We start from the raw sequence: 13,759 nt of genomic DNA, 5'->3' as shown, positions 1-13,759 counted from the left end.
AAGCTCCCACGCCACAAAAGCAGTCGGATATTGCAAATGAAAAAGCCCTGGTCTTTCGACCAGGGCTTTTTTCGTGGTGCGCTGTCTACCGCTCAATCACAACCCATTGGCTGCCTTGAACTCGCGACGGCGGCGGTGCAGTACTGGCTCGGTGTAGCCGTTCGGCTGCTTCGTGCCTTCGATCACCAGTTCGACCGCCGCCTGGAAGGCGATGTTGCTGTCGAAGTCCGGTGCCAGAGGGCGGTACAGCGGGTCGCTGGCGTTCTGGCGATCCACCACCGGTGCCATGCGCTTGAGGCTTTCCATCACCTGCTCCTGGGTGACGATGCCGTGGCGCAGCCAGTTGGCGATGTGCTGGCTGGAGATACGCAGCGTCGCACGGTCTTCCATCAAGCCGATGTCGTTGATGTCCGGAACCTTGGAGCAGCCGACGCCCTGGTCGATCCAGCGCACCACGTAGCCGAGAATGCCCTGGGCGTTGTTGTCCAGTTCGTTCTTGATTTGCTCCGGCGTCCAGTTTGGGTTGACCGCCAGAGGGATGCTCAGGATGTCGTCCACCGACGCGCGGGCGCGCTTGGCCAGTTCGGCTTGGCGGGCGAACACATCGACCTTGTGGTAATGCAGCGCGTGCAGCGCCGCGGCAGTCGGTGACGGCACCCAGGCGGTGTTGGCGCCGGCCATCGGGTGAGCGATCTTCTGCTCCAGCATCGCCGCCATCAGGTCCGGCATCGCCCACATGCCCTTGCCGATTTGCGCGCGGCCTTGCAGGCCTGTGCTCAGGCCGATGTCGACGTTCCAGTTTTCATACGCGCCGATCCACTTCTCGGCTTTCATGTCCGCCTTGCGCACCATCGGGCCGGCTTCCATGGACGTGTGGATCTCGTCACCGGTACGGTCGAGGAAGCCTGTGTTGATGAACACCACGCGCTCGCTGGCGGCCTTGATGCAGGCCTTGAGGTTGACCGTGGTGCGGCGCTCCTCGTCCATGATCCCGACCTTGAGGGTGTTGCGCGGCAGGTTCAGCACGTCTTCGACGCGACCGAACAGCTCGTTGGTGAACGCGGCTTCTTCCGGGCCGTGCATCTTCGGCTTGACGATGTACACCGAGCCGGTGCGGCTGTTGCGACGGCTGGTGTTGCCGTTGAGGCTGTGGATCGCCGCGAGGCTGGTAATCAGGCCGTCGAGAATGCCTTCCGGCACCTCGTTGCCGTCCTTGTCCAGGATCGCATCGATGGTCATCAGGTGGCCAACGTTGCGCACGAATAGCAGTGAGCGGCCGTGCAGGGTCACGCTCGAACCGTCGACGGCGGTGTAGACGCGGTCAGGATTCATGGTGCGGGTGAATGTCTGGCCGCCCTTGGCGACTTCTTCAGCCAGGTCGCCTTTCATCAGGCCGAGCCAGTTGCGGTAGATCACCACTTTGTCATCGGCATCGACGGCGGCGACCGAGTCTTCGCAGTCCATGATGGTGGTCAGCGCGGCTTCCATCAGGATGTCTTTGACACCGGCGGCGTCGGTCTGGCCGACCGGGGTGCTGGCATCGATCTGGATTTCGAAGTGCAGGCCGTTGTGTTTCAACAGTACGGTGGTCGGTGCCGAGGCATCGCCCTGGAAGCCGATCAACTGGGCATCGTCACGCAGGCCGCTGTTGCTGCCGCCCTTGAGGGTGACCACCAGCTTGCCGTCGACGATTTTGTAGGCCGTGGAGTCCACGTGGGAGCCGGCCGCCAGCGGCGCGGCTTCGTCGAGGAAGGCGCGGGCGAAGGCGATGACCTTGTCGCCACGGACCTTGTTGTAGCCTTTGCCTTTTTCCGCGCCGTCGGCTTCGCTGATGGCATCGGTGCCGTACAACGCGTCGTACAACGAACCCCAGCGGGCATTGGAGGCGTTGAGGGCGAAGCGGGCGTTCATCACCGGCACCACCAGTTGCGGGCCGGCCATGCGGGCGATTTCGTCATCGACGTTTTGGGTCGTGGCCTGGAAGTCCGCCGCTTCTGGCAGCAGGTATCCAATGTCTTGCAGGAAGGCTTTGTAAGCCACGGCATCGTGGGCCTGGCCGGCACGGGCCTGGTGCCAGGCGTCGATCCGTGCCTGGAAGTCGTCGCGTTTGGCGAGTAGGGCTTTGTTCTTCGGCGCCAGGTCATGGATGACCTTGTCGGCACCGGCCCAGAATGCGTCGGCGGTGAGGCCGGTTCCGGGAATGGCTTCGTTATTCACGAAGTCGAACAGGACTTTGGCGACCTGCAGGCCACCGACTTGAACGTGTTCAGTCATTGCTTGCCTCACTCTGCTCAGCTATTTCGCTTTTCAGCTCTTCGATTTTGACAATGAAGCCTCGGGACATTTAAACCACAAACCCCTGGACCAGTACATGCCATCGCTGGCGGCTGGGTGATCAAGCCTTGCTGACGGGGCTTTACAGGGATGCGACCTGCCTGGGCAGACATCGGTAAAACAGCATGCGCTACCGTTATGTAGTGCGCGCTGCGGCATACTACATGATCAGTTGCGCTTGTGAAAATTAGACTAATTGCGTCGTTCCGCGACCGACTAAAGCAGTACAGTCACAGCGCGGAACGGGATGTTCTCAAAAAACAGATGGATTGTTCCAGATAAATCTCAACAACTGTACACATTAACTTGAATGTGGCTCCGCCTCCGTGCCGTGCAGCCTTGCCTATACTGTCTGTTCCATCCATTACAGGGCTGCGTCATGGACCATCTCGTCATCACCATTTTCGCCCCCGATAAACCGGGGCAGGTTGAGCGAATCGCCCAATGCATCGCCGAGCATGGCGGAAACTGGCTGGAGGGCCGCATGTCTCAACTCGCCGGGCAGTTTGCTGGAATCCTGCGTCTCAGCGTTCCGGCCGAGTCCCATGAGGAGTTGATCGAAGCCCTCCAAGGCCTTTCGGCCCAAGGCATTCGTGTGTTGATCGCTGAGAATGCGATCGAAGAGTCCTGCACCTGGAAACCTATCGCGATGGAACTGGTGGGCAATGACCGTCCGGGTATCGTGCGCGATATCACTCGCCTGCTAAGCGAGCAGGGTGTGAACGTCGAGCGCTTGATCACTCACGTCCGACCCGCGCCCATGAGCAGCGAGCAGCTGTTTCATGCCGAGGCGATCCTTGGCGTGCCGTTGACCCTTTCGTTGGACACATTGCAGGAATGCCTGGAAAACCTGGCTGATGAATTGATGGTCGAGTTGAAACTCAGCGACGAGACATGACGCGGGTTATCCAAGGAAAAACTGTGCCTGCCTGTGGATAACCTGTAGAGACCCATCGCCAGCCCAGGCCGGTCGGGCCTTAGCGGGTCATGGTCAAAAAATCACCAATTTTCAATGGCTTGTGCACAAACGGCGGGGACCACGCTGTGGATAACCTTGGGATCGATTGGCGCAGGCCACGCTGGGCGTGGCCTGTAGAGATGTGTGCGTTTTTTGATCAGCCGCGGCGGCGCATGCCGACCATGGCATCTATGCTGTACACCGCCAGGCCGGCCCAGATGAAGAGGAATGCCACCAGGGTGCTGGAGGACAAGTGTTCATCGAACAGCAGCACAGCGAGCAGCAGCACAAGGGTCGGGGCGATGTACTGCAAGAAACCCAACGTGGTGTACGGCAAGTGTCGCGCCGCGGCGTTGAAGCACACCAGTGGCACCAGTGTTACCGGACCGGCCGCCACCAGCCACCACGCTTCGGAAGTGGTCCAGAATGCGGCTTGGGCGCTGGTGGCGGTCGGGTTGAAGAGCAGCCAGGCGATGGCGATCGGCACCAGCATCCAGGTTTCCACCACCAGCCCGGGCAAGGCCTTGACCGGCGCTTGCTTGCGGATCAGCCCGTAGAAGCCAAAAGTCAGTGCCAGCATCAGCGACACCCACGGCAGGCTGCCCACTTGCCAGACCTGCTGGGCCACGCCGACCGCCGCCAATCCTACCGCCAGCCATTGCATGCGCCGCAGCCGTTCACCGAGGATCAACATGCCCAGCAACACGTTGACCAGCGGATTGATGTAGTAACCCAGGCTGGCTTCGAGCATTCGCCCGTTGTTCACAGCCCAGACATAGGTCAGCCAGTTGGCAGCGATCAGCGTGCCGCTCAGGGCCAGGATCGCCAGGCGCCGCGGATTGTCCCGCAGCTCGCGCCACCAGCCCGGGTGTTTCCAGACCATCAGCAAGGCCGCGCCGAACAGGGCGGACCAGAGCACTCGGTGGATGATGATTTCCACCGACGGGACGCTGGCGATGGCTTTGAAATAGATCGGGAACAGACCCCAGATGATGTAGGCACTCAGGCCCAGGATGTACCCGCGACGCGGGTTGGCGGCTTGCATGCAGAGTCCTTGCTTAGGCAGCTAACAAAAGAGTGATTGTAAGGAAATTTGTCCAGTTTTGCTGTGAACCTTGCTGGGAAGTAGTTCCACCGCAGGCCCACACAGGTTTCAGTTACTGTTGGAATGCAGTCCGGTCAGAACAGCTTCAACGGCTCTTCATTCAGCGCCGCCAGTTGCTCGCGCAGAGCCAGCACCTGGTCGCCCCAATAACGCTCGCTGCCAAACCACGGGAAGCTGCGGGGAAACGCCGGGTCATCCCAACGCCTCGCCAGCCAGGCGCTGTAATGCATCAGGCGCAGGGCGCGCAGGGGTTCGATCAGCGCCAGCTCGCGCGGGTCGAAGTCATGGAATTCCTGATAACCGTCCATCAATTCCGATAGCTGCCCCAGGCACTCCTGGCGATCACCCGCGAGCATCATCCACAAATCCTGAACCGCCGGGCCCATGCGGCAATCGTCCAGGTCGACGATGTGGAACACCTCGTCCCGGCACATCATGTTTCCGGGATGGCAATCACCGTGCATGCGAATGTTCCGATGTGGCGTGGCGGCGTAGGCATCTTCGACACGCTTGAGCAGATCCCTGGCCACCGACTCGTAGGCCGGTAGCAGGCTGGTGGGGACGAAACCGCTGTTCAACACCGTTTCCAGCGAGTCATGTCCGAAATTCTTCACGCCCAGTGCTTCACGGTGCTCGAACGGTCGGGTGGCTCCGATCGCATGCAAGCGCCCGAGCAGTTGGCCCAGGCGATAGAGCTGATCGAGATTGCCTGGCTCCGGTGCCCGGCCACCTCGTCGGGGAAACAGGGTGAAACGAAACCCGGCATGCTCATGCAGGCTGGCACCGTTGTGGATCAGCGGCGCCACCACGGGCACTTCGTGATCGGCCAGTTCGAAGGTAAAGCGGTGCTCTTCCAGGATGGCTTCGTTGGTCCAGCGCTGCGGACGATAAAACTTGGCGATCAGCGGCTCGGCATCTTCGATGCCCACCTGATAGACACGGTTCTCGTAGCTGTTGAGGGCCAACACCCGGGCGTCGCTGAGAAAGCCGATGCTTTCAACGGCATCCAGGACCAGGTCGGGCGTGAGGGTTTCGAACGGATGGGACATGCTGACTCCTGCGCAGCGGCAGGGCTGCCGCGTCCGGCCCAGCATGGTAGCGCAAAGCAGTCAGGATTGATCGTTGAGACTTCGTGGCGAGGGAGCTTGCTCCCTCGCCACGAAGCGTCAGGCGCCGATGACCCCGCCGTCTTCCCGGGTGATCACCATCACCGAGGAGCGCGGCTTGCCGTTGGGCAGGTGCTCAGGGAAGGTCGAGCCACCGCTGGGATGCTGGATGCCGACGAACAGGGTCTTGTAGTCCGGCGCGAAGCTGATGCCGGTCACTTCGCAGCCTACCGGCCCGACCATGAAGCGACGGATTTCGCCACTGTTGGGGTCGGCGCAAAGCATCTGGTTGTTGCCCATGCCCGCGAAGTCGCCCGCGTTGCTCGAGTCTCCGTCGGTCTGGATCCACAACCGCCCGGCCTTGTCGAAGCCCAGGCCATCGGGGCTGTTGAACATGTTCTGCGGGTTGATGTTGGACGATCCGGCTTTCGGCGTGCCGGCGTGTACCGTCGGGTTGCCGGCGACCACGAACAGGTCCCAGTCGAAGGTCTTGGAAGCATGGTCGTCGCGGTCGGTGCGCCAGCGCAGGATCTGCCCGTAGACGTTCTTGGCCCGAGGGTTCGGCCCATCCACCGGCTGGCCAGCTTCGCCGCGCTTGGAGTTATTGGTCAGGGTGCAATAGACCTGGCCGTCCTTGGGGCTGACCACGATCCACTCCGGACGGTCCATGCGTGTGGCGCCCACGGCCGTGGCGGCCAGGCGTGCATGGATCAACACCTCGGCCTGATCAGCGAAACCGCTGCTGGCGTCGATGCCGTTCTTGCCATGGGTCAGTTCGATCCACTGGCCTTTGCCCTTGGGATGGTCCGGGTTGCCGTCGCCGGCATCGAAGCGCGCTACGTACAGCGTGCCGTGGTCCAGCAGGTTGCGGTTGGCCTTGGCATTGCGATGGTTGATGCGCTCGCGGCTGACGAACTTGTAGATGAACTCGCCACGTTCGTCGTCGCCCATGTACACCACAGCGCGACCGTCATTGGTCTGCGCCAGGGCCGCGTTTTCATGCTTGAAACGGCCCAGGGCGGTGCGTTTGACCGGCGTGGATTCTGGATCGAACGGGTCGATTTCCACCACCCAGCCGTGGCGGTTGAGTTCGTTGGGGTTCTTCGCCAGGTCAAAACGCGGGTCGTGCAAGTGCCAGTTGATTTCACTGCTGGCGACGGTCGCGCCATAGCGTTTCTGTGCCGCGTCGAATTGCAGGTCCGCCTTGCTGCTGCCGAAGCAGTCAGTGAAGTTTTCTTCGCAGGTCAGGTAGGTGCCCCACGGGGTCATGCCGTTGGCACAGTTCTGGAAAGTGCCGAGCACTTTCTTGCCACTCTTGTCGGCACTTGTTTTCAGCAAGTCGTGCCCGGCTGCCGGGCCACGCAGGCGAATCGGCGTGTTGCCATGGATCCGGCGGTTGTAACGCGAGTCCTGGACGAACTGCCACTGGCCGCGACGGCGTTGGATTTCGATCACCGACACGCCTTCGCTGGCCTGGGCCTTGCGCACGTCTTCGGCCGATTGCGGTTGGCCGCCGTGAGGGAACAGGTATTGGTAGTTGGTGTATTCGTTGTTGATCGCCAACAGCGCCCGGTTTTTGTCGCCGGGGAATTCGAACAGGCTCATGCCGTCGTTGTTGTCGCCAAACTGCATTTCTTGAGCACGGGCGGTGCCATTGCCGCTGGGGTCGAACGCCGGTGCATTTTTCTTCAGTGGCTGGCCCCAACTGATCAGCACCGAGGCTTTGTAGCCTGGCGGCAAGGTGATGGTGTCGGCGGTGGAGGCAGCAATGCTGTTGAAGCCCAGCATGCTTTTGTTGCCTTCACTCACGGCGGCCGCCATGACGCTGCGGCTCAGCAGGTTGCCGCCCAGGAACATCGCCGCGCCGCACAAGGCGCCAGCGCCGATGAAACTGCGACGGCTCAGGCCGACGATCTTTTCCAGGTCGGTGGATTGGTTTTCTTCTAATAGGCTCATCATCAGGCTCCCTGCTGGTTTTGGCAGTCACCTTAAAGCGGGTCGATGAAGATTATGTTTCAGCGCTCTACAGCGGTGTGCCGAGCAGCACATTTGTCGAAGAAAACCGCACCTGCACCGTTGAACCTGCGGCCAGGTTTCGCTCAGCCAATTGAAATGGGGCGGCCAGTGCGCAAAGGGTCTGGCCGTTGGGCAGCCCGATACGCACTTCGCTGGGCCCGTCCTCGGCGATGGCAATGTGTTCGATGATTCCCTGGAGGTTATTGGTCGACGAATCCTCCGGCTGATCGGCGGAGTACAGCTCCAGCCAGCCGGCCTTGATCAGGGCGACCACTTCGGTGCCGATCTCCAATTCCAGGCGCACTGTACTGTCGTGGGTGATCTGCGCTTCGATGACCAGGCCGCGGGCCAGTTCCAGGCGCACGTGATCGTTGTGGCCCTGGGCTGTGATGGTCAAGACCTTGCCATGCAATTGGTTTCGGGCGCTGGTGCGCAGCATCAGGCGACTGAGCAAGCCCAGGTCGCCAGCGTCCTCGCTGGCTTCCAGAAGTTGCGCCTGCAAGGTTTGCAGGCGCTGGTAAAGACGCAACACGCGCAAGCCTTCCTCCGACAGCTTTGCGCCACCACCGCCCTTGCCGCCAACGCTGCGCTCGACCAGTGGCCGGTCCGCCAGGTTATTCAACTCATCGATCGCATCCCATGCTCCCTTGTAGCTCAGCCCGGCGCTCTTGGCCGCCCGGGTGATCGAGCCCTGCTCGGCGATGTGCTGCAACAGCGCAATGCGTTGTGGTCGGCGGACGATGTGCTGGGTCAGGAGTGTAGGCAATGACATGACAAGGGCTGCGCAGGATTTGATGCCTGGACGTTGGCGCCTCGGCCGCTGCGCGTCAAGCCGGGTCGCCGGGTTTCGGCGTTCGAGCCAGGCAATACACATCGACCCGGGCGGCGCCAGCGTCTAGCAGCAGGCGTGCAAGCGTCTGGGCCGTCGCGCCTGTGGTGAGCACGTCGTCCACCAGCGCCAGGTGACGGTTTCGCAAGGTGGCGCCAGGCGCCAGGGCGAAGGCGTGGCGCAGGTTCCGACGTCTTGCCGGGGCGTCGAGGGCTTGTTGTGCAGGCGTGTCCTGGACGCGTTGCAGCAGGTTTTCTTCGCAAGGTATTTCCAGCGGCCCGCTCAGCCAGCGGGCCAGCAATGTCGCCTGGTTGAACCCGCGCTGGCGTAATCGTCGAGCCGCCAATGGCACCGGCACCAGCGCATCGGGTCGCTCCAGCCCTTCATCAAAATGATGCTGGACCGACTGCGCCAACAGTTCGCCGAGCAAGCGTCCAAGCGGCCACTTCGCCTGATGCTTGAAACGCGTGACCAAGGTGTCCACCGGGAAGTCATAGATCCATGGCGCCACGACCCGTTCGAAGGCCGGAGGACGCGTAGCACATTGGCCGCAGCGAAGTGCGGGCGTGGGCAGCGGAAGTGCGCAGACGCTGCACTGATCGCCGAGCCAAGGCAGTTCGCTTTCGCACGGCGTGCAGATGGGTTGCGGTGTGTCGGTGGTCTCACCGCATAAAAGGCATGGTTGTTTGTTTTTTAACCAGATGTAAACCGGTAATTTGTATCGTGGTTGACAGCGCATGACTCTTCCTTAAATATGCCGAACATCCGTGTCGCGCCTGTGGGTATTCGATTCCCAAGGCGCCAGCCAAGCATAATCAAGGAAATGCCCATGAGCGCCAGCACCACTGCCAACCTGCGTCATGACTGGTCTTTGGCCGAAGTCAAAGCACTCTTCGTTCAGCCATTCAATGACCTGCTGTTCCAGGCGCAGACCGTGCACCGCGCGCACTTCGACGCCAATCGCGTCCAGGTTTCCACGCTGCTGTCGATCAAGACCGGCGCTTGTCCGGAAGATTGCAAATATTGTCCGCAGTCCGGCCACTACAACACCGGGCTGGAAAAAGAGAAGTTGCTGGAAGTGCAGAAGGTCCTCGAAGAGGCCGCGCGCGCCAAGGCCATCGGTTCGACCCGGTTCTGCATGGGCGCGGCGTGGAAGCACCCGTCGGCCAAGGACATGCCTTACGTGCTGGAGATGGTCAAGGGCGTGAAGGCCATGGGCTTGGAAACCTGCATGACCTTGGGTCGCCTCGACCAGGAGCAGACCGAAGCACTGGCCCAGGCCGGCCTGGATTACTACAACCACAACCTGGACACCTCGCCTGAGTTCTACGGCAGCATCATCACCACGCGCACCTACAGCGAGCGCCTGCAAACCCTGGCCTACGTGCGTGACTCGGGGATGAAGATCTGCTCCGGCGGCATCCTGGGCATGGGCGAGTCCCTGGACGACCGCGCCAATCTGCTGATCCAACTGGCGAACCTGCCGGAGCACCCGGAATCGGTTCCGATCAACATGCTGGTGAAGGTCGCCGGCACGCCGCTGGAGAATGCCGAGGACGTCGATCCCTTCGATTTCATCCGCATGCTCGCCGTGGCGCGGATCCTGATGCCTAAATCCCACGTACGCCTCTCTGCCGGCCGCGAAGCGATGAACGAGCAGATGCAGGCCCTGGCGTTTTTTGCCGGCGCGAACTCGATTTTCTACGGCGATAAGCTGCTGACCACCGCCAACCCGCAAGCCGACAAGGACATGCAATTGTTCGCGCGCCTGGGCATCCAGCCCGAAGCCCGCGAAGAGCATGCCGATGAGGTGCACCAGGCGGCAATCGAACAGGCGCTGGTGGAGCAAAAGAGCAGCGAGCAGTTCTATAACGCGGCTGTTTGAGTTCACGCAAAACCAGGTGTGGGAGCGAGCAAGCCCGCTCCCGCATTGGATTTATCTGTCTTGAATAAATGGTTCACCCCGAGGCCTGCATGCCCTTCGATCTCGCCGCACGCCTGGCTGCCCGTCGTGCCGACAATCTCTATCGCCAGCGCCCGCTGCTTGAAAGCCCCCAGGGCCCGGAAGTGGTGGTGGACGGCCGGCCGTTGTTGGCATTTTGCAACAACGATTACCTGGGCCTGGCCAATCATCCGCAAGTGATCGAAGCCTGGCGCGCCGGGGCGGCCCGTTGGGGCGTCGGGGGTGGGGCATCTCATCTGGTAATCGGTCACAGCGGCCCGCATCACGCCCTGGAAGAAGCCTTGGCCGACCTGACGGGGCGCCCGCGGGCGTTGCTGTTCACCACGGGCTACATGGCCAATCTCGGCGCGGTCACTGCGCTGGTGGGGCAGGGCGACACAGTGCTGGAGGATCGTCTTAACCACGCCTCGCTGCTCGACGCCGGGTTGCTGTCCGGTGCGCGTTTCAATCGCTACCTGCACAACGACGCCCGAAGCCTGGCCCAACGCTTGGAAAAAGCCGTGGGCGACACTTTGGTGGTCACCGATGGGGTGTTCAGCATGGATGGCGACATCGCCGACTTGCCGGCCCTCGTCCGTGAAGCCAAGGCCAAGGGCGCCTGGCTGATGGTCGACGATGCCCACGGTTTCGGCACGTTGGGCGTTAGCGGCGGCGGTGTCGTCGAACATTTCGGCCTGAGCCAGGAAGACGTGCCCGTGCTGGTCGGCACACTGGGCAAGGCCTTTGGTACCGCCGGTGCCTTTGTGGCGGGCAGTGAAGAACTGATCGAAAGCCTGATCCAGTTCGCACGCCCCTACATCTACACCACCAGCCAACCGCCGGCCCTGGCCTGCGCGACGCTCAAGAGCCTGGAACTGCTGCGCAGCGAACATTGGCGACGAGAGCATCTGCAGCGGCTGATCCGTCAGTTCCGCCAAGGCGCCGAGCAGATTGGTTTGCAACTGATGGACAGTTTCACGCCTATCCAGCCGATCCTGATTGGCGATGCGGGGCGGGCCATGTGCTTGTCGCAGATGTTGCGTGAGCGCGGGCTGATGGTCACGGCAATCCGCCCGCCCACCGTGCCGGCCGGCAGCGCCCGCCTGCGGGTCACCTTGACGGCCGCACACAGCGAAGCCCAGGTGCAACTATTGTTAGAGGCACTGGCAGAGTGTTTTGTCCAACTGGGACCGGAGCCAAGCCATGCGTGATCGACTGATCCTGTTGCCCGGTTGGGGTCTGGGCGTTTCTCCGCTGGAGCCGCTGGCGGCGGCCCTGCAAGGGCTCGACGAACACTTGCACGTAGAAGTCGAGCCGCTGCCGGCATTGCTGTCGAGCGATCCTGATGAGTGGCTCGACGAACTGGACGCCGCTGTGCCTCAGGACGCCTGGGTCGGCGGCTGGTCCTTGGGCGGCATGTTGGCCTCGGCATTGGCGGCGCGGCGGGGCGAGCGCTGTTGCGGCTTGCTGACTCTGGCCAGTAATCCGTCTTTCGTCGCCCATGAACAATGGCCGAGCGCAATGGCCGGCGAGACCTTCGACGGATTTCTTGCAGGGTGTGCGGCCGACCCACGCCAGACCCTCAAGCGTTTCAGCCTGCTCTGTGCCCAGGGCTGCAGCGATCCGCGCGGGTTGTCACGACTGCTGCTGGCCGGGGCGCCGGGCACTTCGCCGCAAGTATTGATGGCCGGGCTCGAATTGCTCGCGCAATTGGACACGCGCACCGCGTTGCAGAGTTTTCGTGGTCCGCAACTGCATCTGTTTGCCGGGCTCGACGCCTTGGTGCCGGCCGAGGCGGCGGGCGAGTTGCTGGCGTTGCTGCCGGATGTCGAAATCGGTCTGATCGAACAGGCCGGCCACGGATTCCTTCTGGAGGACCCGCACGGTGTAGCGGCGGCGATCCAGGCTTTTTTGCATGAGTCCGGTGATGACTGATTTGTCTCTTCCCCGTGTGCCCGACGCCTTGCCCGACAAGCGCCAGGTGGCGGCTTCGTTTTCCCGGGCGGCAGCCAGCTATGACAGCGTGGCCGAGTTGCAGCGCGACGTCGGCCAACAGTTGTTAGGGCGCTTGTCGCCCTCGTTCATTGCGCAACGTTGGCTGGACTTGGGTTGCGGCACCGGCTACTTCACCCGCGCGTTGGGTGCTCGTTTCGGCGAAGACAGCGGCCTGGCGCTGGATATCGCCGAAGGTATGCTCAATCATGCTCGTCCCCAAGGTGGCGCCGCGCATTTTATTGCCGGCGATGCCGAGCGGCTGCCTTTGCAGGCGGCGAGTTGCGACCTGGTGTTCTCCAGCCTGGCGGTGCAGTGGTGTGCCGATTTTGCTTCGGTGCTGAGCGAGGCCCATCGGGTCTTGAAACCGGGCGGAGTGTTCGCCTTCAGCAGTCTCTGCGCGGGCACTTTGTACGAATTGCGCGACAGCTGGCGTCAGGTGGATGGCATGGTGCACGTCAACCGTTTCCGTGGATTCGAGACGTATCAACAGCTCTGCGCGGACAGCGGGCTGAATGTCGTCAGCCTTGAAAATCGCCCCCATGTATTGCATTACCCTGATGTGCGCAGCCTGACCCACGAATTGAAAGCACTGGGTGCCCATAATCTGAACCCTGGCCGCCCTGGCGGCTTGACGGGCAGGGCGCGGATCCTTGCGCTGGTTGAAGCCTATGAGCAGTTTCGTCAGGCACAAGGGCTGCCGGCGACCTACCAAGTGGTCTACGTCGTATTGGAGAAACCGCTATGAGCCAGGCCTATTTCATTACCGGCACCGACACCGATGTAGGCAAGACCACCGTTGCAGCGGGCCTGCTGCACGCAGCGCGACAAGCCGGCATGAGCACGGCAGCCGGAAAGCCCGTGGCCTCTGGCTGCGACGTGACGCCCAAGGGCCTGCGCAACGCTGATGCCTTGGCGCTGCTGGCCGAATGCTCGGTGCCGTTGACTTATGCGCAGGTCAATCCGGTGGCGTTCGAACCGGCCATAGCGCCGCACTTGGCTGCCCGGGAGGCGGGTGTTGCGTTGACGGTGCAGTCGCTGCTAAGTCCGATGCGCGAAGTGCTGGCGCTGGGCGCCGATTTCACCTTGATTGAAGGCGCGGGCGGTTGGCGCGTGCCGCTGTCCGGCCAGGACAATCTTTCCGACTTGGCAATTGCGTTGGACTTGCCGGTGATCCTGGTGGTGGGCGTGCGCCTGGGGTGTATCAGCCATGCGTTGCTGACCGCCGAGGCTATCGCCCGTGACGGCTTGCCGCTTGCCGGTTGGGTCGCGAATATCATCGACCCGGCCACCTCTCGCCTGGAGGAAAACCTGGCAACCCTGGCCGAACGACTTCCAGCGCCGTGCCTGGGCAGGGTGGCGCGAATCCAGAGCGTGACGGCCGAAGCGGTGGCCGGACACCTGCAATTGGATCTGCTTGACTGATATTTCGCCAAGGTTTTGCCTATGACAAGGCACTGTGCCATTAGTGTTTTTG

Annotated in this window: 12 protein-coding genes; 6 read left to right on the top strand and 6 right to left on the bottom strand. The window is 62.0% G+C overall.

Annotated features, from left to right (window positions below; genetic code table 11):
- Positions 1–96: 96 nt before the first annotated feature.
- The gene (locus JZ00_RS06510; protein ID WP_039590679.1) at positions 97–2,274 is read right to left on the bottom strand and encodes a malate synthase G; all 2,178 of its coding nucleotides are present in this window, start codon (positions 2,272–2,274) and stop codon (positions 97–99) included.
- A gap of 439 nt (positions 2,275–2,713) precedes the next feature.
- On the opposite strand from JZ00_RS06510, the gene JZ00_RS06505 reads away from it, so the two are divergent.
- Positions 2,714–3,232, top strand: a complete 519-nt coding sequence (locus JZ00_RS06505; RefSeq protein WP_039590680.1) for a glycine cleavage system transcriptional repressor — start codon at positions 2,714–2,716, stop codon at positions 3,230–3,232.
- 217 nt (positions 3,233–3,449) lie between these two features.
- On the opposite strand, the gene rarD is transcribed toward JZ00_RS06505, so the two are convergent.
- From rarD to JZ00_RS06480, 5 genes are all read right to left on the bottom strand, one after another.
- A complete protein-coding gene (gene rarD / locus JZ00_RS06500) occupies positions 3,450–4,337 on the bottom strand; it encodes an EamA family transporter RarD (protein ID WP_039590681.1) in 888 nt (295 codons plus the stop codon).
- 134 nt (positions 4,338–4,471) lie between these two features.
- On the bottom strand, positions 4,472–5,446 hold the full coding sequence (locus tag JZ00_RS06495) for a serine/threonine protein kinase (protein WP_039590683.1): 975 nt from the start codon (positions 5,444–5,446) through the stop codon (positions 4,472–4,474).
- Between the two features lie 117 nt (positions 5,447–5,563).
- Positions 5,564–7,459: a PhoX family protein gene (locus JZ00_RS06490; RefSeq protein WP_039590684.1), complete on the bottom strand. Its 1,896-nt coding sequence runs from the start codon at positions 7,457–7,459 to the stop codon at positions 5,564–5,566.
- Between the two features lie 67 nt (positions 7,460–7,526).
- Positions 7,527–8,291, bottom strand: a complete 765-nt coding sequence (locus JZ00_RS06485) for a TOBE domain-containing protein (protein WP_039590686.1) — start codon at positions 8,289–8,291, stop codon at positions 7,527–7,529.
- A gap of 55 nt (positions 8,292–8,346) precedes the next feature.
- Positions 8,347–9,087: a ComF family protein gene (locus JZ00_RS06480; protein ID WP_039590688.1), complete on the bottom strand. Its 741-nt coding sequence runs from the start codon at positions 9,085–9,087 to the stop codon at positions 8,347–8,349.
- A gap of 90 nt (positions 9,088–9,177) precedes the next feature.
- Between JZ00_RS06480 and bioB the strand changes: the two genes are divergently transcribed.
- The 5 genes from bioB (at position 9,178) to bioD (ending at position 13,707) form a co-directional block, all read left to right on the top strand.
- Positions 9,178–10,233, top strand: coding sequence for a biotin synthase BioB (bioB, locus tag JZ00_RS06475; protein ID WP_039590691.1), 1,056 nt, complete (start codon positions 9,178–9,180; stop codon positions 10,231–10,233).
- Between the two features lie 89 nt (positions 10,234–10,322).
- Positions 10,323–11,501 carry an 8-amino-7-oxononanoate synthase gene (gene bioF, locus JZ00_RS06470; protein WP_039590694.1) on the top strand — a complete coding sequence of 393 codons (1,179 nt, stop codon included), beginning with the start codon at positions 10,323–10,325 and terminating at the stop codon, positions 11,499–11,501.
- Complete coding sequence (locus tag JZ00_RS06465; protein WP_039590696.1) at positions 11,494–12,225, top strand: alpha/beta fold hydrolase; 732 nt, start codon at positions 11,494–11,496, stop codon at positions 12,223–12,225. Before bioF ends, JZ00_RS06465 begins: the two co-directional genes overlap by 8 nt.
- Positions 12,218–13,030 carry a malonyl-ACP O-methyltransferase BioC gene (bioC, locus tag JZ00_RS06460; protein ID WP_039590697.1) on the top strand — a complete coding sequence of 271 codons (813 nt, stop codon included), beginning with the start codon at positions 12,218–12,220 and terminating at the stop codon, positions 13,028–13,030. The genes JZ00_RS06465 and bioC overlap by 8 nt, the downstream gene beginning before the upstream one ends.
- Positions 13,027–13,707, top strand: coding sequence for a dethiobiotin synthase (gene bioD / locus JZ00_RS06455; RefSeq protein WP_039590699.1), 681 nt, complete (start codon positions 13,027–13,029; stop codon positions 13,705–13,707). Before bioC ends, bioD begins: the two co-directional genes overlap by 4 nt.
- Positions 13,708–13,759 lie beyond the last annotated feature (52 nt).

Origin of the sequence: Pseudomonas frederiksbergensis (assembly GCF_000802155.2) — a bacterium.
In the GTDB taxonomy this organism is placed as follows: Bacteria; Pseudomonadota; Gammaproteobacteria; order Pseudomonadales; family Pseudomonadaceae; genus Aquipseudomonas; species Aquipseudomonas frederiksbergensis_A.
The sequence above is the reverse complement of the archived record's forward strand: the minus strand, read 5'-3'. Positions and strand labels throughout refer to the sequence as shown.